Origin of the sequence: Saccharomonospora sp. NPDC046836, from assembly GCF_040645195.1 — a bacterium.
Classification (GTDB): Bacteria; Actinomycetota; Actinomycetes; order Mycobacteriales; family Pseudonocardiaceae; genus Prauserella_A.
Window position 1 is genome coordinate 65431 of the sequence record NZ_JBEYXW010000020.1, and the last position, 19995, is coordinate 85425.

Annotated in this window: 20 protein-coding genes; 7 read left to right on the forward strand and 13 right to left on the reverse strand. The window is 69.7% G+C overall.

Features of this window, described 5'->3' with window-relative positions; translation table 11 throughout:
- Complete coding sequence (locus ABZ863_RS22115; protein WP_358538651.1) at window positions 1-366, reverse strand: hypothetical protein; 366 nt, start codon at window positions 364-366, stop codon at window positions 1-3.
- Window positions 367-376: 10 nt separating this feature from the next.
- The gene (locus ABZ863_RS22120) at window positions 377-1294 is read right to left on the reverse strand and encodes an aldose 1-epimerase family protein (protein WP_358538653.1); all 918 of its coding nucleotides are present in this window, start codon (window positions 1292-1294) and stop codon (window positions 377-379) included.
- 66 nt (window positions 1295-1360) lie between these two features.
- Between ABZ863_RS22120 and ABZ863_RS22125 the strand changes: the two genes are divergently transcribed.
- Window positions 1361-1939, forward strand: coding sequence for a TetR/AcrR family transcriptional regulator (locus tag ABZ863_RS22125; RefSeq protein WP_358538655.1), 579 nt, complete (start codon window positions 1361-1363; stop codon window positions 1937-1939).
- 2 nt (window positions 1940-1941) lie between these two features.
- On the forward strand, window positions 1942-2766 hold the full coding sequence (locus tag ABZ863_RS22130; RefSeq protein ID WP_358538658.1) for an MBL fold metallo-hydrolase: 825 nt from the start codon (window positions 1942-1944) through the stop codon (window positions 2764-2766).
- On the opposite strand, the gene ABZ863_RS22135 is transcribed toward ABZ863_RS22130, so the two are convergent.
- The 9 genes from ABZ863_RS22135 to ABZ863_RS22175 all read right to left on the reverse strand — a co-directional run bounded on the left by ABZ863_RS22135 (window position 2755) and on the right by ABZ863_RS22175 (window position 10796).
- Window positions 2755-4128: an APC family permease gene (locus ABZ863_RS22135; protein ID WP_358538661.1), complete on the reverse strand. Its 1374-nt coding sequence runs from the start codon at window positions 4126-4128 to the stop codon at window positions 2755-2757. The two genes, ABZ863_RS22130 and ABZ863_RS22135, sit on opposite strands and share 12 nt — an antisense overlap.
- Window positions 4129-4186: 58 nt before the next feature.
- Window positions 4187-5476, reverse strand: a complete 1290-nt coding sequence (locus ABZ863_RS22140) for an MFS transporter (RefSeq protein WP_358538663.1) — start codon at window positions 5474-5476, stop codon at window positions 4187-4189.
- A 43-nt stretch (window positions 5477-5519) separates the two neighbouring features.
- Window positions 5520-6212, reverse strand: a complete 693-nt coding sequence (pdxH, locus tag ABZ863_RS22145; protein WP_358538666.1) for a pyridoxamine 5'-phosphate oxidase — start codon at window positions 6210-6212, stop codon at window positions 5520-5522.
- Window positions 6213-6336: 124 nt separating this feature from the next.
- Window positions 6337-7074 (reverse strand): urease accessory protein UreD, encoded by a 738-nt coding sequence (locus ABZ863_RS22150; protein ID WP_358538668.1) that lies wholly within the window; start codon window positions 7072-7074, stop codon window positions 6337-6339.
- Window positions 7071-7781, reverse strand: coding sequence for an urease accessory protein UreG (ureG, locus tag ABZ863_RS22155; RefSeq protein ID WP_358538671.1), 711 nt, complete (start codon window positions 7779-7781; stop codon window positions 7071-7073). The genes ABZ863_RS22150 and ureG overlap by 4 nt, the downstream gene beginning before the upstream one ends.
- Window positions 7771-8457: an urease accessory UreF family protein gene (locus ABZ863_RS22160; protein WP_358538674.1), complete on the reverse strand. Its 687-nt coding sequence runs from the start codon at window positions 8455-8457 to the stop codon at window positions 7771-7773. The genes ureG and ABZ863_RS22160 overlap by 11 nt, the downstream gene beginning before the upstream one ends.
- A gap of 10 nt (window positions 8458-8467) precedes the next feature.
- Window positions 8468-10192, reverse strand: a complete 1725-nt coding sequence (locus ABZ863_RS22165) for an urease subunit alpha (protein ID WP_358538675.1) — start codon at window positions 10190-10192, stop codon at window positions 8468-8470.
- Window positions 10189-10482, reverse strand: a complete 294-nt coding sequence (locus ABZ863_RS22170) for an urease subunit beta (RefSeq protein ID WP_358538678.1) — start codon at window positions 10480-10482, stop codon at window positions 10189-10191. Before ABZ863_RS22170 ends, ABZ863_RS22165 begins: the two co-directional genes overlap by 4 nt.
- Window positions 10483-10493: 11 nt before the next feature.
- The gene (locus tag ABZ863_RS22175) at window positions 10494-10796 is read right to left on the reverse strand and encodes an urease subunit gamma (RefSeq protein WP_358538680.1); all 303 of its coding nucleotides are present in this window, start codon (window positions 10794-10796) and stop codon (window positions 10494-10496) included.
- A 237-nt stretch (window positions 10797-11033) separates the two neighbouring features.
- On the opposite strand from ABZ863_RS22175, the gene ABZ863_RS22180 reads away from it, so the two are divergent.
- A complete protein-coding gene (locus ABZ863_RS22180) occupies window positions 11034-12185 on the forward strand; it encodes a citrate synthase 2 (protein ID WP_358538683.1) in 1152 nt (383 codons plus the stop codon).
- An 18-nt stretch (window positions 12186-12203) separates the two neighbouring features.
- On the opposite strand, the gene ABZ863_RS22185 is transcribed toward ABZ863_RS22180, so the two are convergent.
- A complete protein-coding gene (locus ABZ863_RS22185) occupies window positions 12204-13916 on the reverse strand; it encodes an SDR family oxidoreductase (protein ID WP_358538686.1) in 1713 nt (570 codons plus the stop codon).
- Between the two features lie 38 nt (window positions 13917-13954).
- Window positions 13955-15433, reverse strand: a complete 1479-nt coding sequence (locus ABZ863_RS22190; RefSeq protein ID WP_358538688.1) for an MFS transporter — start codon at window positions 15431-15433, stop codon at window positions 13955-13957.
- A 133-nt stretch (window positions 15434-15566) separates the two neighbouring features.
- Here ABZ863_RS22190 and ABZ863_RS22195 point away from each other — a divergent pair, with 133 nt between their 5' ends.
- The 4 genes from ABZ863_RS22195 to serC are packed head-to-tail and all read left to right on the forward strand — an operon-like array spanning window position 15567 to window position 19937.
- Complete coding sequence (locus tag ABZ863_RS22195; protein WP_358538691.1) at window positions 15567-16790, forward strand: sensor histidine kinase; 1224 nt, start codon at window positions 15567-15569, stop codon at window positions 16788-16790.
- A complete protein-coding gene (locus ABZ863_RS22200) occupies window positions 16768-17388 on the forward strand; it encodes a response regulator transcription factor (protein WP_358538694.1) in 621 nt (206 codons plus the stop codon). Before ABZ863_RS22195 ends, ABZ863_RS22200 begins: the two co-directional genes overlap by 23 nt.
- Window positions 17389-17444: 56 nt before the next feature.
- On the forward strand, window positions 17445-18794 hold the full coding sequence (locus ABZ863_RS22205; protein WP_358538696.1) for a serine hydrolase domain-containing protein: 1350 nt from the start codon (window positions 17445-17447) through the stop codon (window positions 18792-18794).
- Between the two features lie 12 nt (window positions 18795-18806).
- The gene (gene serC, locus ABZ863_RS22210; RefSeq protein WP_358538698.1) at window positions 18807-19937 is read left to right on the forward strand and encodes a phosphoserine transaminase; all 1131 of its coding nucleotides are present in this window, start codon (window positions 18807-18809) and stop codon (window positions 19935-19937) included.
- The last annotated feature ends 58 nt before the right edge of the window (window positions 19938-19995 follow it).

A 19995-nucleotide genomic window follows, 5' to 3' on the forward strand; every position in this document is an offset into this window, starting at 1 on the left:
TCACCAGGCGGAAAGCGGGCGGGCCGCACACCGGCAGTCCCACGATCGACACCACCGAGAGGAAATCGAGCAGCCCCTGACGACAGGCACCTGGCCGAGCCGCGCGTTGCGCTGCCGGACCATGTCCGGCAGGAACCGCAGGACCAGCGCGACACCAAGGCCGACCATGCCGCCCACCCCAATGCCGGCGATACCCAAGGGGATCCGCAGCGCGGGCTCCACGTCAGCAAGACGGGTGGCCTCGAGCGCACGAGACGCGCCGTACGCGCCCAGCCCGGCACCGGCGAGGATCAGCAGCAGCACTATCCACACGTTGATCAGAAAGGATCGGACCTTTCCCGGTGGCGGCTTCTCCACTTCCCCCATCGCCGCCGCGCTAGCCGATCTCGTCGTGGACGCGTACGCCCCAACTGCCCCGCCACGTCTCGCCGGGTTCGAGGGTGATGAGGTCCGTTCCGGAGTTCAGCGCGTCGGCCGGGCAGGTCATCGGCTCGATCGCGATGGCCCGGCCACGCCCGGTCAGCTCCGCAGGCGTGAACACCTGCACCCAACGGAAATCCGGATCGCTCCACACGTCCACCGTCGTGGTGCCATGGCCGAGCAGGACGTGGTGCCGCCCGTCGTCGGCGGCGGTCAGCCCGCTGAACGTCGTGTCGAGGTCCAGACCACCCACGTTCCGCCCGGACCGGAGGTCGTACTCGGTGCCCTCGACGTCCTGTTCCTCCTCGTTGGGCACCTGCTCCGCGTCGACATACGGGCGCACCCTGCTCGCCTGCAACGTCAGCGTCAGCTCGTCGGTCGGCACGTCACCGATCCGGAAGTACGGATGCGTGCCGACGCCGACACCGATGGCACGCTCGCCATCGTTGCGCACCTGGTGTGTGACAGTCAGCTCGCGCGGCTCGAGGTCGTAGACGATAACCGTGTGCAGCGGCACCGGCCAGCCCGGCTCGTCGGCGATGTCGCAGGCCAGCGTGATCGAGGACTCGGCGTGTTCGAGCAGCTGCCATTCCTTGTGCCGCACCAGCCCGTGGATGGCGTTTCCCCGCCCCTCCTCCGTCACGGCCAGCTCCTGCGGCTCGCCGTCGAACGTCCAGCGCGCGCCCTTGGTCCGGTTGGGCCAGGGCACGAGGACCTGCCCCGCACCCTTGGGCGGCTCGTCCTCCGCGTCAAACGTCTCCAGATACGGCACGCCGCCGATCTCGAAAGCACGCAACCCCGCACCGATCTCTGTGACCACGGCGCGCGCATTGCCACGAATGAGCTCGAACTGTTCCCCAGTCGGATTCGCCATGGACGCAATCTACCGGCCTGGGAAGTTACTAGACCGGTCGCCATAGTAAGCGGTACAGTGTCGGGCATGCCCAGACGGACAGACACCCGGGCGCGAATGCTCGACAAGGCAGCCACCCTGTTCCACGCGCAGGGCTACCACGCGACGGGGCTCAACCAGCTACTCAGTGAAGGCGGCCTTCCCAAGGGCTCGCTGTACTTCCACTTCCCCGGCGGCAAGGAACAGCTCGCGGTGGAGGCGCTCGCCATCTCCGGCGGGCACGTGTGCCAGTTGCTGCGCGAGACGCTGGCCGCCGCGCCGGACCCGGCGTCCGCACTCCGGACCGCCATCGACGAGCTGGGCCGCGTGCTCACCGAATCCGACTACCGGCAGGGCTGTCCACTGTCGACGGTCGCGCTCGACGCGGCCGCTGACAGCGAGCCGATCAGACTCGCCTGCGCCGAAGGCTTCGGCTCGTGGCAAGCCGTGATCGAGGAGGCCCTGACCGGTGCCGGGCTCGACGCGAAGAAAGCGGCGAGCCTCGCCACGGTCACCGTCTCATCGGTGACAGGCGCCCTCATTCTCGCCCGGACCCAACGCGATCTCGCACCACTGCACGCGGTCGCGAACCACCTGTGCGCGACCCTCGACAAGGAGCTGAGCTGACTATGCGTATCCACCACCTCAACTGCGGCACCCTCCGGCCTCCGGCGGGGCGGCTCGTCGACGGAAAACCGGGGCTGTTCCGGCGTGGCGAGATGGTCTGCCACTGCCTGCTGATCGAAACCGACACCGAACTCGTCCTTGTCGAGACCGGCCTCGGCTCACTCGCGACCACGCGTCCGGTCGAATGGCTGGGCAGCCTTTTCGTGCGAGGGCTGCGTCTGCCGCTGTCCCAGGAAGAAACCGCCCTGCACCAGGTACGGCAGCTCGGCTACGACCCCGCCGACGTGCGGCATATCGTGCTGACCCATCTCGACCTCGACCACGCCGGTGGGCTCGCCGACTTTCCGGACGCCACGGTGCACGTCGCCGAGCGGGAGCTGGACGCCATGCGCAACCCCCGTAACAGGCTCGAGCGCACGCGGTACCGGAAAGCGCAGTTCGCGCACGGACCGAAGTTCAGCAGCTACACCGCCCACGGGGAGCCCTGGTTCGGCTTCGACGCCGTTCGCGACCTCGTCGGGCTGCCCCCGGAGATCCTGCTCGTGCCGCTCGCCGGGCACACCAGCGGCCACTCGGGAGTCGCCGTCGACACGGGTGAGGGCTGGCTGCTCAACGCGGGCGACACGTACTTCTTCCACGGCCAGGTCGACCCGGTGAACCCGCGTACGACGCCCGGCCTCGGTCTGTTCGAACGCGTCATGCAGACCGAGGCCGAATCGCGGCGGCACAACCTGGATCGTGTGCGCCAACTGGTGCGCAACCACGGCGACGAGGTCACCGTCTTCTGCGCACACGACGCCGTCGAGCTGACCCGTTCACTCGGCTAGCTCGCGCTCCCTGTTCTCGGTGGAGCGCATCACGAACCAGTTGACCGCCCACAACACGAGACCCACGGCGAGCAGGATGAGCGCCACCACGTAGTCGCGAGCGGGGCGGCCGGACAGCGGGCTCGCCAGATAGACACAGAACACCGCTGCGACGGCGGGGATCAACGTCGGCGCCCGGAAGTGCTTGTGCGCCACCGTTTCCTTGCGCAGCACGAGCACAGCGACGTTGACGATCGCGAAGACGACGAGCAGCAGCAGGGCAGTGGTCCCACCAAGCACACTGATGTCCACAGTTGACACAAGGACGATCGCGATGGCGCTGGTGAACAGGATCGCCACCCACGGGCTGCGGCGCAGCGGGTGCACCGTACCGAGTGCCTTCGGAATGATCCGTTCGTTGGACATGCCGTAGAGGAGCCTGCTGGCCATGAGCATGTTGATGAGCGCGGAGTTGATGACGGCGAAGAGCCCGATCGCGGAGAAGATCTCCCGTGGCATGCCGGGCGCGCCGATGTCGATGACCTTGAGCAGCGCGCTGCTCTCGGCGGCTTCGAGCTCGTTCGCGGGCACCAGCAGCGACGACGTGAGCGACACGAGGATGTAGATCGTGGCCGCGATGACCATGCCCCACAGCATGGCCTTCGGGAAGATGCGCACCGGATCCTTGCACTCCTCGGCCATGTTGACCGAGTCCTCGAAGCCCACCATGGCGAAGAACGCCAGCGAGGTCGCCGAGGTGATCGCCACCAGCCAGGTCTGGTCGGCGGTGTTGAACTCGACGAGCCTGCTCGGCTCACCGTCACCGTTGAGCACGGCCCACACGCCGACCCCGATGATGATCAGCAGGCCTGCCACCTCGATGCAGGTCAGCACGACGTTCGTGGTGACCGACTCGCGGACGCCCCGGAAGTTGATGGCCGCCAGCAAAAGGATGAACAGGATCGCCACCAGCGGCATCGGTGAGGTGATGAACTCGGCGAGGTACGTCTGTCCAAACGCGACAGCGGCCGACGACGCCGAGGTGATGCCCGAGCACATCACCGCGAAAGCGACAAGGAACGTCAGCATACGGATGCGGAAGGCACGGTGGGTGTACAGCGCCGCACCCGCGGCCTTGGGGTACTTGCCCACCAGTTCGAGGTAGCTGAACGCCGTCATGAACGCGACGATGAACGCGAGCAGGAACGGTAACCACAACGCGCCACCGACGCGCCCGGCGACCTGGCCGGTGAGTGCGTAGACCCCGGTGCCGATGATGTCGCCGACCACGAAGAACAAGAGCAGTTTCGAGCCCATGACCCGCTTGAGCGCGGGCTGGCCGGTGTCCGAGGTGTCCTGCGATGTCGCTGTCGCATCCGCCATTGCGGGGAGTCTGCCGTATGTCTCCCGTCAGCGATACACCAGGTCGTCTAGTCCATTGTTACGACTTTGCGTCAGCAGCGCGGTAGCCCCAGAATGCCGGGAGCAGCACCACCGCGAGCACCAGCAGCACGATCACGAGTACCCCACCACCGGCCGCCGTCGCGGCGGTGCCCACGCCGGCGGCCGCCCAGCCGTGCGACAGATCCGCCAGCCGCGGGCCGCCCGCGACGACGACGGTGAACGCGCCCTGGGTACGACCGCGCATCTCGTCGGTCGCGGCGGTCTGCAGGATCGCCATGCGATAGATCGCGCTCACCATGTCGGCCACGCCGCCGATCGCGAGGAACACCACGGCAAGCCACAGCGACGACGAGAGGCCGAACCCGATCACGGCGAGGCCCCACACCGCGATCGCGACGACCACGGCGGCACCCTGCCGCTGGATGCGGCCCACCCAGCCGGACATCAGACCGATGAGCATGGCACCGAGCGGGATCGCCGCGTAGAGCCAGCCGAGCGCGAGCCCGCCACCGGGCGGGTCGCCGAAGCTACGTTCGGCCATCTCGGGGAACAACGCACGGGGCATGCCGGCGACCATCGCGATGATGTCGACCAGGAACGAGGCCAACAGCACCTTCTGGGTCGCCATGTAACGGAAGCCGTCGACCACGTCCCGCAGCCCCGCCCGACGGACCTGCCCGGACAGCGGTGGCAGCGGGGGCAGCCGCCACACCGCCCACAGCACGACCACGAGCGCGACCGTGTCGACGAGATACAACGTGGCCAGTCCGATCACCGGGAGCAGCGCGCCCGCGGCCAGCGGGCCGAACACCGCGCCGAACGTCGTCATGGTTCCGGTGAGAGCGGCGGCCGACGGAAGCAGGTGCTCGGGGACGAGCCGGGCGACGACGGCATTGCGGGTCGGCATGTTGACCGCGAAGAACGCCTGGTTGACCGCGAGCAGGACGAGCACGAGCCACACCGAGTTCAGGCCGAGGAACGCCTGTGCCCACAGCAGCCCCGCGGTTGCCGCGATGCCCGTGTTGGAGACGATCAACAGCTTGCGCCGGTCGACGGTGTCGGCGATGGCGCCGCCCCACAGACCGAAGACGAGCAGTGGCACCAGACCGAAGGCACCGGTGAGGCCCACGTAGGCCGACGAGCCGGTGATGTCGAAAACCTGTTTGGGAACGGCGACCGCGGTGAGCTGGCTGCCGATGGAGGTGACCATCGAGCTGACCCACAGCCTGCGAAAAGCGGGGATGCGCAGTGGCCGACTGTCCACGACGATCGAACCGAGCAGCTTCCGCCTTCCCGGAGACGGCGCCGCCTCGGTCTGATCACTCACGACTGGTTAGCTTACGACAGCTAACTTCCGTGTCCCCGCTGCGTCAGGGCGCGACGCGGTCGATCCGCCAGCCGTCCTCGGTGCGGACATAACGCAGGCGGTCGTGCAGGCGGTCGCGCCTGCCCTGCCAGAACTCGACGGTGTCCGGACGGATCCGCCAGCCACCCCAGTGCGGCGGCACGGGTACCTGCTCGACGTCGGCGAACCGGCGCTCGATGGCGTTCAGCGCGTTGTCGAGTGCGCGGCGGTCCGCGACGACGCGGGACTGCGGCGAGGCCCACGCCCCGAGCTGCGAACCTCGCGGGCGCGATGCCCAGTACGCAGCCGTTTCGGCCGCGCCCACCTTCTCCACCGGGCCACGGACGGTGACCTGCCGGTGCAGTGCGTACCACGGGAACGTCGCCGACGCGTACCTGGTCACGGTGAGGTCGTGGCTCTTCGTCGAGGTGTAGTTGGTGTAGAAGACGATGCCGCGCTCGTCGAGTTCCTTGCACAGAACCGTGCGTGACGACGGCAGTCCCTCGGCGTCAGCCGTCGCGAGAACCATGGCGTTGGGTTCGGCGCACCCTGCGGAAACGGCCTGGTTCAGCCACAGCTGGAGTTGCTCGGTCCACGTCGCCGCGAGTGCGGACTCGTCGAAGGCCTCGCTGTCGTAGGCGACCCGCATCCCCGGCAGCTGGACGGTGACGTCCGCGGCCTCGGCTACCCCGTTGCCCAGCTTGTCGACTTCCGGCATGCCAACCTCCGCCCTTGTGGGGCCTTCGCTCACTTGGCCTTCCAGCCGACGTTAGGGGTTCGGGCGGCGGCGCGAAACCTCTTGATCGGTGACAGCCGCCACTGGATCGTGACACTCGGTGCCTTTATCGCGACCAGGCCGGGTGCTGCAACCGCGCGGTATCCAGGTCGCGCATGGCGGTCACGGCGTCGGCTGCCAGCGCGGTCGCGAGGCAGCCGCCTGCCGCGAGCGGTGTCAGCGACCACCAGTCACCGGACACCGGTTCGGCCGGGTCCTCGCCCCAGACCAGGATCTCGGTCGCGAGCACCCGCCTGCCTGCCAGGTACGCGGGGCTGCGGTGGAGCTCGGCGTCGCCGATCGCCAGCTGCTGGCGCAGCAACGGGACGCCGGCGCGGGTCAGCTGCGTGTAGGTCGTCAGGCTGCCGGGGCACTCACCGGACCTGCCGAGTACGAGCACCTCCCGCGCGCGGAACCGGGCATCGGGTGCCAGCTCGGCGCTCAGCGTCGCGGTGTGCCGGGCACGTGCCGTCACGACCGTCGCCTCGGGCAGGTACTCGACGCAACCACCCTCGGCGATCTCGAACCGCGTCGTCGCCGAGCTGGCCTCGCCGTTCTGCCCTGGCAGGGCGAGCGTGGCCGCGACGCCGGACAGGTTCACGGTCGCGCCGGGCCCGACCCGCACCGTGAGCAGCAGTTCGTCGCCGCCGAGCGGGGTGGTCGCAGAGTTCACGAGGTGCACCCGCGCCGCGCGGCCGCCGCGCTTGGGGAACAACGTCAGCGGCGCCATCGAGGTGAGCTCACGCAGCACGGTCCGCCCGGTGCCGGCGTCCAGCTCGGCGGTCAGCCGCGCATGTGCCTTCACCCGGCGCTGACCGGCAGGACCGAGCGAACCCAGTCGGCCACCACTGGCGCGTCCGGGGTCTCGACGAGCGACTGGGCTATGACGGGCAGCTCGCCGCGCATCCGGTGCGCGTCGGCGGTCATCACGGTCAGGTCGGCACCCACCAGGTGCGCGATGTCGGTCTTGTTGATCACCAGCAGGTCGGCGGTGGTCACACCGGGACCGCCCTTGCGCGGCACCTTGTCGCCGCCCGCCACGTCGACCACGAAGATCTGGCTGTCGGCGAGGCCGCGACTGAACACAGCGGTGAGGTTGTCACCGCCACTTTCGATGATCACCAGCTCCAGCCCGGGGAAACGCTCCTCGAGCTGCTCCACGGCGTCGAGGTTGGCGGTGATGTCGTCGCGGATCGCCGTGTGCGGGCAGGCACCGGTCTGCACGGCCTCGATCCGGTCGGCGTCGAGCACCCCGGCCTTGCGCAGGAAGTCGGCGTCCTCGGTGGTGTAGATGTCGTTGGTCACGACGGCGAGATCCAGCTCGCTGCCGAGTGCCCGGCAGAGCGCGGCGACCAGCGCGGTCTTCCCGCTGCCTACCGGACCGCCGATGCCGATCCGGTAGGGGCGGCCGTTGTGTGGCGCCGCGTCGAAACGGTCCGGCTCGGCGGCCGTCGGGTCGAAGTTGACCGGGTGCACGTGGCCGTGGCCGTGCCCGTGGTGTTCAGCTGGCAAAGAGACGCACCTCTTTCTTGTGCTGCCGCACGTGTGACTCGGCGAGCAGATCGAGCGCCGGGGCGCTCGGTGCGGGCAGGTCCTGCGGGTCCGCTCCCGCGTGGGCCGCGGCCTGCTCGGCGACGGCCGCCACGGCACCGGAGAGCCCCGCCACGATGGCGTTGACCGCGAACGGGTCGAGGCCGAGCAGGCGAACGGCGGCGCTCGCCGGTCCGCTGACCGCGAGGTAGCCCGCCGTCCGCGCGGCGTCCACCGGCCTGCCACCCGCGATGCCGGTGAGCGCGCCGAGGATGATCGGGTGATGAGGCCGCGGGGTCGCCGCGAGCAGCTCGTCGAGCACGGGCGACGGCCAGGCGGCGCGACCGGCCCGCGCGGTGCCCCTGCCCTGCGCCCGTGAGGCGTCCCGCTGTGCACGCGAGGGAGTACGCGCGTCCAGTTCCGCGTCCAGCAGTTTCCAGTGTCCACTATGGACACCACGTGCGGCGGCATGTGCGGCCGCGGCCGCGAACACCGCGGCGGGCTCGCCGGCCGCGCGCAACCGTCCACTGAGGAACGCGGGAAGATCCCGCACACTGGTGACCAGCCCGCGCGCCACCGACTCCTCGAGCCCGCCGGAATGCACGTGTCCACCCCCGGGGAACCGGGAGTCGGCGAGCACGAGCGAGACGAGATCCATGGTGTGGCGGTCAGAACAGGAAGTACCGCTGCGACATCGGCAGCTCGCTGACCGGTTGCGGTTCGATGAGCTCACCGTCCACACGCACGGCGAAGCTGTCCGGATCGACCACGATGTCGGGCATCACGTCGTTGAGCACCATGTCGGCCTTCGTCCGCGCCCGCGTGTTCGACACCGGCACCAGCTTGCGCCGCAGCCGCAGGCGATCCGCAAGGTCCGGATGGGCCGACTCGGCCACGAAGTGGAAGCTGCTCTCGGCCGCAACGGCAGGCGCGGCACCGTACATCGGGCGCGCCAGGTAGGGCTGGGGCGTCGGGATGGACGCGTTCGCGTCCCCCATACCGCCCCACGCGATGAACCCGCCCTTGAGCACCACGTGCGGGCGAACGCCGAAGAACTTGGGCTCCCAGAGCACCAGGTCGGCCAGCTTCCCGACCTCCACCGAACCGATCTCGCGCTCCAAGCCGTGCGCGATCGCCGGGTTGATCGTGTACTTGGCGACATAACGACGTGCCCGGAAGTTGTCGGCCTTGTCGGCGGCGCCGTCGCCGGGCAGGGCACCACGCCTGCGCTTCATGACGTGCGCGGTCTGCCAGGTCCTGATGATCACCTCACCGATGCGCCCCATCGCCTGCGAGTCGGAGCCGATCATCGCGATCGCGCCGATGTCGTGCAGCACGTCCTCGGCGGCGATCGTCGACGGGCGGATCCGGCTCTCCGCGAACGCGAGGTCCTCCGGCACCGATGGGTTGAGGTGGTGGCAGACGATGAGCATGTCGAGGTGCTCGTCGACGGTGTTGATGGTGTGCGGGCGGGTCGGGTTCGTCGATGACGGCAGCACGTTCGGCAGGCCCGCGACGGTGATGATGTCCGGCGCATGCCCGCCGCCGGCGCCCTCGGTGTGGTAGGCGTTGATCGAACGGCCTCCGATGGCCTCGATCGTCGACTCGACGAACCCGGCCTCGTTGAGCGTGTCCGTGTGGATGGCGACCTGCACGCCGGACTCCTCGGCGATGGACAGGCACGCGTCGATCGCGGCCGGCGTGGTGCCCCAGTCCTCGTGCAGCTTGAACCCGGCGGCGCCGGCGGCCAGCTGCTCGCGCAGTGCCTCGCGCCGCACGGTGTTGCCCTTGCCGAGCAGCAGCACGTTGATCGGCTGGTCGTCCATGGCCTGCAGCATCCGGCCGAGGTTCCACGCGCCGGGTGTCACCGTGGTTGCCTTGCTGCCTTCGGCGGGCCCGGTACCACCGCCGATGAGCGTGGTGAGGCCGGAGGCCAGCGCCGTCTCGGTGAGCTGCGGGCAGATGAAGTGCACGTGGCAGTCGATGCCGCCCGCGGTGAGGATCTTGCCGTTACCCGCGAGCACCTCGGTGGACGGGCCGATCACGAGTGCCGGATCGACGCCATCCATCGTGTCCGGGTTCCCGGCCTTGCCGATACCGACGATCCGGCCGTCCCTGATCCCCACGTCGGCCTTCACCACACCCCAGTGGTCGAGCACGACGACACCCGTGATGACCAGGTCCGGCGCCCCTTCGGCACGGGTGGCCATCCCCTGGCCCATCGACTCGCGAATCACCTTGCCACCGCCGAAGAGGACCTCGTCACCCGAGCCGGCGCCGAGGCTGCGGTCCTCGGTGACCTCGATGAGCAGGTCGGTGTCGGCGAGGCGGATCCGGTCGCCGACGGTCGGCCCGAACAACTCGGCGTACCGCTCACGGCTGATCTCGGTCATGGTTGCCTCCGCAGGCCCGGAACGACGGCGTTGCCTGCCAGCGGCACGAGGTCGACCTCGCGCTCGACACCGGGCTCGAATCGCGCAGCCGTGCCTGCCGGGATGTCGAGGCGCTTTCCCTGTGCGGCGTCCCGGTCGAACTCCAGCCCGGTGTTGACGACCGCGAAGTGGAAGTGCGAGCCGACCTGCACGGGACGGTCACCGGTGTTGCGCACGAGCAGCCTGGTGCGCGGCCTGCCCGGGTTCAGCTGGACCGGCTCGGCAGCCGGGATGATCTCGCCTGGTCGCACTGGCCGGCTCCTCACGCGATGGGGTCGTGGACGGTGACGAGCTTCGTGCCGTCCGGGAACGTCGCCTCCACCTGCACCGAGTCGAGCATCTCCGGCACACCGTCGAGGACCTGCGCGCGGGTGAGCACCGACCGGCCGCTGGACATCAGCTCGCTGACCGTCCGCCCGTCGCGGGCCCCCTCGACGACGTGGTCGGTGATGAGCGCGACCGCCTCCGGGTAGTTCAGCCGGAGCCCGCGCTCCAGGCGGCGCCGTGCCACGTCCGCGGCGACATGCACGAGCAGCTTGTCGCGTTCCTGGGGGCTCAGATGCATCGCCAATGTCTATCACCGCGTCCGCGAGGCGCCCTGGCGCGAAACACAGGATTTACCTTCTGAGGCCCCCGCAGACTGAATCGTTCTCGTAATCGTGACCGAAACCACCACTTCTTTCGATTGATACCGGCCCGTAGGAGGAGGAGAGTTCTTCGCATCCGTGCAGCGAGGCACCTCGGGTCCTGGGGCCTCGCGCATGCGATTGATCGGGGAACGCGCTTCGAAAGGTCCACTCCAGTGACATCGACGATCAGCAAAACCCAGACTCCGTCCGAGCAGCCGGATGACGGATTCCGCCCGGGCCTCGAAGGCGTCGTCGCCTTCCGTACCGAGATCGCCGAACCGGACCGCGACGGTGGCGCACTGCGCTACCGCGGCGTCGACATCGAGGAACTCGCTGGCAAGGTGAGCTTCGGCGACGTATGGGGTCTGCTGGTGGACGGCAGGTTCGGCCACGGCCTCCCGCCCGCGGAACCGTTCCCGATTCCCGTGCACACCGGTGACGTGCGTGTCGACGTGCAGGCAGCGCTCGCGATGCTGGCCCCGATCTGGGGTTACCGGCCGCTGCTGGACATCGCCGACTCCGAAGCCCGTGACCAGCTCGCCCGCGCCTCGGTCATGGCGCTGTCCTACGTCGCCCAGTCCGCGCGAGGCACCGGCGTTGCGGCTGTGCCGCAGGAACGCGTCGACGAGGGAAAGACCATCACAGAGCGGTTTTTGATCCGCTGGCGCGGGGAACCGGACCCTGCGCACGTGAAGGCGGTGGATGCCTACTGGGTGTCGGCTGCCGAACACGGCCTCAACGCCTCCACCTTCACCGCCCGAGTCATCGCCTCCACCGGAGCGGACGTCGCTGCCGCTATGTCCGGTGCCGTCGGCGCGATGTCCGGCCCGCTGCACGGCGGCGCCCCTGCGCGTGTGCTGCCCATGATCGAGGAGGTCGAGCGCACCGGCGATGCGCGCTCGTTCGTCAAGGGCCTACTGGACCGCAAGGAACGGCTGATGGGGTTCGGCCACCGGGTGTACCGTGCCGAGGACCCGCGGGCGCGCGTGCTGCGGCGAACCTGTCAGGAGCTCGGCGCGCAGCGGTACGAGGTGGCCGCGGCACTCGAACAGGCCGCGCTCGCCGAGCTGCGGGAGCGCCGTCCGGACAGGGCGATCGAGACCAACGTCGAGTTCTGGGCCGCCGTGATCCTGGACTTCGCGCAGGTGCCGCCGCACATGATGCCGGCCATGTTCACCTCGGCCCGCACGGCGGGCTGGGCCGCGCACATCCTGGAGCAGAAGCGCACCGGCAGGCTCGTCCGGCCATCGGCGACCTACGTCGGGCCGGCCCCGCGCAGGCCGGACGAGGTCGAAGGCTGGGACCGCGTCAGCCCCCTCGGCTGACCGGTCAGGCGCGCCGCGTCACCGCGCTGCCGCCGCTCGCAACAGGCCCGGGGTCAGCCGGGACAGCGCGAGTGCCACCTTCGCCTCCGCCGTGGGCGCGACGAGTGCACGATCACGCTCGACCGCGCGCAGGATGTCCCTGGCCACCCGCTCCGGGCCGAAGTCTCGCCTGGCATAGAGGCTGGTGCTTCGTTGCCTGCGCAGCTGCTGCTCCGCCTCGTCGAGGCCGACGAACGTCGTCGCCTCCGTGATCGCCGTGCGCACGAAACCGGGACAGACGGCGGTGACCCCGATGCGGTGAACGGCGAGCTCGGCGCGAAGGCATTCGCTGAGCATCAGCACGGCGGCCTTCGTCGTCGAGTAGGCAGGCAGCAGTTTGTTCGGCGTGTAGGCCGCCATCGAGGCGACGTTCACGATGTGCCCGCCCTCCCCGCGCTCCGTCAGCTGCGGGGCGAACGCACGGCAACCGTGGATGACGCCCCACAGGTTCACGTCGATGATCCGTTCCCAGTCGGCGACTCCGGTGTCCGCGAACGAGCCCGCTATACCGATACCCGCGTTGTTGACGACGATGTCCGGCACACCGTGCTCGGCAGCGACCGCGGCGGCGAACTCCTCGAACCGGCCACCGTCACTGACGTCCACTGTGTACTGTGCGGCCATGGCGCCGGTGGCGCGGATGGTTTCGGCTGTCCGTGCGGCGGCATCCGGGTCGATGTCGGCGGCCACCACATCGGCGCCCTGCTCGGCGAACGCGAGTGCGGTGGCCCTGCCGATCCCGCTGCCCGCACCGGTCACCACGACGAGGTGTCCCGAAAACCGTTGCGGCGACGTGTGATCGACGCGCGCGCGGCGCAGGGCACGCGGCTCCGGACCGCCCTCGACATGCTCGGCCAGTTCGGCGACGGCGCGGGCGACGAGGTCCGGGTTGCTGCGCGGCAGCCAGTGCCTGCCGGGTACCCGGCGCACCCGCAGGTCGGGCACCCAGGTGTCGATCTCGGTCTGCAGCGGCGCGGTGACGTAGGCATCGTCGAGCGGAGCGAGTACCTGGACCGGAATGTCGGCACGGGGCCGCCGAGGCGTGCGCAGCCTGCGGCCGATGTTGGCGCGGTACAGCTGGAGCCCATGCAACCCGTCGGAAAGGCTGGGCGTGGCGATGCCCGGTTCGTTGCCGGACAACAGTCTTGGGAGCAGGCCGCTGCGCCAGGCGAGCTCGGGGACGATGGGGAGCTGGAAGAACGCGATGTAGGTGGAGTGCACCAGCTGGCGCAGTGCCTTGCGCATCCGTTGCGGGGATGGCTGCCGCAGCTGCGCACGCAGCCAACGGCCCGCATGATCGAGACTCGGGCCGGAGATCGAGGTGTACGACGCGATCCGCCCGCGGAGCCACTCGCCGGTGACGGCGTGCCAGGTCTGGATTGATCCCCAGTCGTGGGCAAGCAGGTGGACCTTCCGATGTGGACTGACGTGGTCGACCACGGCGGCCAGGTCGGCGGCCAGCTGGTCGAGCCGGTAGGCGGCACGTTCACGTGGCTTGTCCGACGCGCCCGCGCCGCGAACGTCGTAGGTGACGACGCGGAAACGGCCGCCAAGGCGCGCGGCCACGCCGTCCCACAGGCTCGCGTTGTCCGGGTAGCCGTGCATGCAGACGACCACGGGCGCATCGGCAGGCCCAGTGGTGTGTACCGCAAGCCGCACACCATCGTCGGCCGTCACCCACATGTCAGACATCCCGCCATGGTAGATGGGCACGGCGTCAACAGGGGCGCTCAGCGGGAACGGGCCCGGAGCAGGTGAGCACCCCACGTCCACATGGTGTCGATGACGAAGATGACGCACCAGATCCGGCTCGCGTTGAGCAGCCAGTGGCCGCTGGAGTTCCAGAACCAGCCGGCCTCGTGCGGACCGCCGAAGATCGCCTCGACCGGCCAGCCGAATCCGAGCACCGCAAGCACTGCCTGACCGGCGACGAACAACACCAGATGCAACGTCCAGTTCCGGATGCCGTTCCCCGGCGATCGCTCACGCTCGGCACGCTCCGGTGCGGGAGTGGGTTCCGGTTCGGGCTCCGGCGCCGGAGCAGGTTCCGGCTCCGGGTACTCGGCAACGCCGATTCCGCGCACCGCCGCGGGCGCCAGCACCGCGCCGAGTAGCAGCAGCGCTGCGGCGCCGAGGCACGCGATCTGCCAGCCGTCACCCGCCGCGTACAACAACCCTGCCGCGAAGGTGCCGATCGTGGCGCCGAGCAGCATCGCGCTCTCGTAGATCCCCATCCCGCGGCCGAGGCTCACGCCCGCGGCTTCGGCCACAATGGACTGTTGCACTGGGATCGCTGCGGCGAACGCGACCGCCGACAGCACCCACATCGCCGCGATCATCCACGGATTCGGCGCCAGTGACAGCCCCGCGGCGAACCCGGCACTGCACACCAGCGCGATCACCAGCACTCGGATGCGACCGATCCGCCGCACGATGCCATGCAGGAAGTCCGGCAGCGTGCTGTAGACGATGAACCCCGGCAGGAAGACGGCCGCGATCTCCCCCAGTTCGAGATCGTGCCCACGCTGCAGGTGCAGCAGCAACAACAGCGCGACGCCCGCCTCGGCGAGCGCGGTGAGCACCACGAGCGCGAGCACCGGCCGCAGCCGCCTGCCGAGATCACGCAGCCTCGGCGCGCCGTCATCGGCACGGAGGGTCTGCCCCGCTGGGGCGAGGAGCGTCACCGCGGCCACCGCACAGGCAGCCGCCCCGAGCCAGAACACGCCCCGGTAGCCGATACTGGCGGCCAGCGGTATCGCCGCGACGAAGGCGATCCAGGTGCCGGCACCCTCAGCGGCGAACAGCTTGCTGAAGATGCCGCTGTCGTCGGCTAGCCCCTCACCGACCCTGGCACGAAGGGCGACCCAGAACAACGCACCGCCCGTGCCGCCGAGTACCGCCGCCGCATAGGCGAGACCGACCCCGGGCGCCAGCGCGTACCCTGCGAACGACAGTCCATAGAGGACCGCGCCGACCGCGGCAAGCCTGCCACGATCGACGCGGTCGGCCAGTACTCCCGCCAGCGGCCGCACCAGGAACGAGACCAGTGTTTCCAATGCCGTGAGCGCCCCGACCTCGGCCGCCGACGCGCCGAGCTGGCTGCCGGCCCACAACGGTAGGAAGAAGTCGAGCACCTCTGCCGGTCCGCGGGTCAGTGCCGCTGCCAGTTCGTTCTGTTGCCTGCGCCGACTGCCGGTCTCGACGTTCACTGTCAGCCCCCCTACGTTCCGCCGGCCGATCCTAGAAGGGCGTCTGGGCGCCGGTCGTCATCCTTTCGACGGACATCGGGTTCCACCGCAGGACGGTCCCTCACTGCGACCGTGGTAGGGCATCATGACCAGAATGCGCAGGGGGAGGTGGGTGGCCAGGACGGCGGATCAGCCGATCACCGCTGGGACGCTGCGCCATTGGGAGCTGTTCTACGTCGTCGTCTACCTCGGCGCGGTCACCGCCGTGTGGCTGCAACCGGACCCGGTCACCACAGCGAAGACGGCCGCCACGGCACTGCTCTGCGCCATGGCCTGCTGGTACTGGTGGGTCGGGCATGGACCACTGGTCACCTCCGCGGCGCAGCTGCACCCACGCGTGGGGTGGCGGTGGCTCGCCGGCACGCTGCTGCTGTTCCTGGCGGCGATCGCGTGCGCGGGCAACGCCGCGTGGGTGACGCCTGCGGCGATGTCGCAGGCGTTCTGGCTCCTGCCCATGCGGATCGCCGCTCCAGTGGTGGTCGCCGTCAGCTTCGCACCCGGCATACGTGACCTGGCGTTCGGCGACGACGTCGACTCCGTGCTGCGGGAGCTTGCCCCCGCTGCCGCCATCTTCTGTGTACTGGGGTTGCTGCTCGGCTACGTCATCACGCAGTTGGGCGAGCACAACGATCGGCAGGCCGAGCTGATCAGCTCGCTGGAAGCCAGCCGCGCCGACGTCGCACGACTGTCCAGGGAGGCAGGCAGTTCGGCAGAACGTGACCGCCTCGCCAGGGAGATCCACGACACGCTCGCGCAGGGGTTCACCAGCATCATCGCGCTGACCCAGGCAGCAGAGTCCGAACTGGACACTGATCCGGCCGCCGCGCGGCGCCATCTCGCGCTGGCCACCCGCACCGCGCGGGAGAACCTGGCGGAGGCCCGCGCCATGGTTGCGGCCCTCACGCCGTCCGCCCTCGGTGGCGGTTCGCTGGAGGATGCCGTGCGCCGTCAGGCAGAGCGGTTCACCGAGGAGACCGGCATCGCCATGGTGTGCGAGATCGGCGCGCCTCTGCCCCGGCTACGGACCGCGGCCGAGGTGGTGCTGTTACGTGCGGCGCAGGAGGCACTCGCCAACGTGCGCAAGCACGCCGCCGCCACCTCGGTGCGGCTGGTACTTGCGTGCGCGGACTCCCGCGTGCGGCTCCTGGTGCGCGACGACGGCCGCGGCTTTCATGCCGGTACGGGTGGTGGTTACGGGCTCCGTGGCATGCGGGCACGTGCGGACGAGGTCGGCGGACACCTCACCATCCACAGTGGACCTGGCGAGGGTACGGCGGTGGAGCTGGAGGTGCCGGTTGATCCGGATCATGCTGGTTGACGATCATCCGGTGGTCCGTGAGGGGCTGCGCGGGATGCTCGAGTCCGAGCCCGACCTGACGGTGGTCGGCGAGGCCGGGTCCGGCGCGGAAGCGGTGGCGCTCAGCCGGATCAAGGAGCCCGAGGTGGTCCTGATGGATCTCCGGATGCCGGGCCTGGACGGGGTCGGCGCGATCCGGGACATCCTCGCCGAGACACCGGGCAGGCGGATCGTCGTGCTCACAACATACGAGACCGATGCCGACATCCTCCGAGCCGTCGAGGCTGGCGCCACCGGTTACCTGCTGAAGGACGCCTCGCGGGAGGAGCTCGCCCATGCGGTGCGCGCCGCGGCCCGCGGTGAGACCGTGCTCGCGCCCGCGGTCGCCGGACGCCTGATGCACCAGCTGCGCGAACCGGCCACGCCAGGGCTGTCCCCGCGCGAGATCGACGTGCTGCGCCTGGTCGCCACAGGCAGCACCAATGCCGACATCGGCCGCACACTGCACATCAGCGAGGCCACCGTGAAGACCCACCTGCTGCGGGCGTTCGCGAAGCTGGACGTCTCCGACCGCACGGCCGCCGTGCTGGCGGCGATGGAGCGCGGCCTGCTGCGCTGAAGGGGTTACCGGTCCAGGCGGCGCGGGCGGGGTGAAGGCGCGGCAGAATAGCCGCCATGCTGCCCTCCACGGAACTCCTGCTGCTCCGCCGGATCGCGACCGAACAGGCGACTGGGCGCGCGCCGTCGCTGGCGGCGGCGGTCGTGCGGGATGGTGCGATCGCGTGGTCAGGAGCGCGCGGATACGTCGGCGCAACGGCCCCGGACACCACGACGCAGTACCGCATCGGCTCGATCACCAAGTCGCTCGTCGCCGCTGTCGTGCTGCGGTTGCGCGACGAGGGCAAGCTCGACCTCAACGACCCGCTCGACAAACACGTGCCCGGCACGAGCTTCGGCGGCACCACCATCGCGCAGCTGCTCGCGCACACCAGCGGGCTCACGTCCGAATCGCCAGGGGCGTGGTGGGAACGCACACCGGGCGGCAACTGGACCGAGCTCAGCAGCAGCCTCACCGTGGACGAGGTCAAGCACCGTCCCGGCCGCCGGTTCCACTACTCCAACGTCGGCTACGGCACGCTCGGTGAACTGGTCGCCCGCCTGCGCGGCACGAGCTGGTTCGACGCGCTGCGCACGGAGGTCCTCCTCCCGCTCGGCATGACGAACACGACCGAACAGCCGCGGGGCAGGCACGCGCTCGGCTACGCGGTGCACCCGTTCGCCGACGTAATGCTGCCAGAACCAGCCCACGACGCCGGCGCGATGGCCCCGGCAGGCCAGCTGTGGTCGTGCCTCGATGACCTGGCCAAGTGGACGGCCTTCGTCGGCGGGCGTACCGGCGACGTGCTGCACCCGGACACCGTCGCCGAGATGCGCGAGGTCGTCACCATCGACGCTGGTGACACCTGGAACGCCGGGTACGGGCTCGGCCTGCAGCTGATCCGGACGAACGGCAAGCGACTGGCCGGGCACACCGGATCGATGCCCGGCTTCCTCGCCTGCTCGCTCATCGATCCGGCGACGCAGACGGGTGCCGTCGCCTTCGCCAACTCGACCGCCGGCGTCGGCGTGGTGTCGGTCGTGGCGGATCTGATCTCGATGGCCGACGACTGCGAACCGGCACTTCCCGCCGAATGGCGGCCCGCGAACATCGACCGGTCGTTGTTGGAGCTCACCGGTTTGTGGCACTGGGGACCGTCGCCCTGTCACCTGCGCGTGCTGGCGAACGGCTGGCTCGACCTGAGCCCGGTGAGCGGGGCAGGCCGCGCGTCCAGGTTCCGCCCACTCGGCGACGACCGCTGGCTCGGCCTCGACGGCTACTTCGCCGGCGAGACACTCACGGTCGGGCGGACCGCGGACGGCACACCCGGCCACCTGAACCTCGCGACGTTCATCTTCACCCGCACGCCGTACGACCCGACCGCGCCGGTGCCCGGCGGCGTGGACGAGGCCGGCTGGCGGGCGTGACAGACTGAAGCCATGACCGATGCCGCTGAGTTGATCCTTCCCGAAGAGCTCAAGCCTTCCGACGGCCGGTTCGGCTGCGGGCCGTCCAAGGTTCGCCCTGAGCAGCTCGCCAACCTGGCCAAAGAGGGCGCGAACGTCCTCGGCACATCGCACCGGCAGAAGCCTGTGAAGTCCCTCGTCGGCAGGGCGCGGTCGGGGCTGACCGAGCTGTTCGGCCTGCCCGACGGATACGAGGTCGTGCTCGGTAACGGCGGTACCACGGCGTTCTGGGACGCCGCCGCGTTCGGTCTCGTGCGTGAGCGTGCCCAGCACTTCACCTACGGCGAGTTCTCCGCGAAGTTCGCGACGGTCACCGGCAAGGCGCCCTTCCTTGCCGACTCGATCGTGGTGAAGGCCGAGCCGGGCAGCGCACCCGGGATCGCCTACCAGCAGGGCGCCGATCTGGTGGGCTGGGCGCACAACGAGACGTCGACCGGTGTGGCGGTGCCCGTACGCAGGCCCGCCGGCAGCGACGGCGCGCTGGTCGCGATCGACGCGACGTCCGGCGCCGGTGGCCTGCCGGTCGCGGCCGAGGACTTCGACGTCTACTACTTCGCACCGCAGAAGTCGTTCGCCTCCGACGGCGGCCTGTGGCTCGCGCTCATGTCGCCTGCCGCGATCGAGCGGGTCGGCGAGATCGGCGCGTCGGACCGCTGGGTGCCGGAGTTCCTCTCGCTGCCGACCGCGCTGGACAACTCGCGCAAGGACCAGACCTACAACACGCCTGCCGTGGCGACCCTGTTCCTGCTCGTCGACCAGATCGAGTGGATGCTCGCGCAGGGCGGTCTCGAATGGACGACGGCGCGTACGCGGGAGTCGTCATCGCGGTTGTACGAATGGGCCGAGAAAACCTCCTACACAACGCCCTTCGTGACCGATCCCGCACTGCGCTCGCAGGTCGTCGGCACGGTGGACTTCAGCGACGAGGTGGACGCTGCCGCGGTCGCCAAAACGTTGCGCGCCAACGGGATCGTCGACGTCGAGCCGTACCGGAAGCTGGGCCGCAACCAGCTGCGCGTCGGCATGTTCCCCGCCATCGAGCCGGACGACGTCACCGCGCTCACCCGCTGCGTCGACTGGATCGTGGAGCGACTCGCGAAATAACGGCTGCGCCGTTTTTTCCTTATCGGGATGCGCTCCCCCGGCGTGTCCGGCACTATCG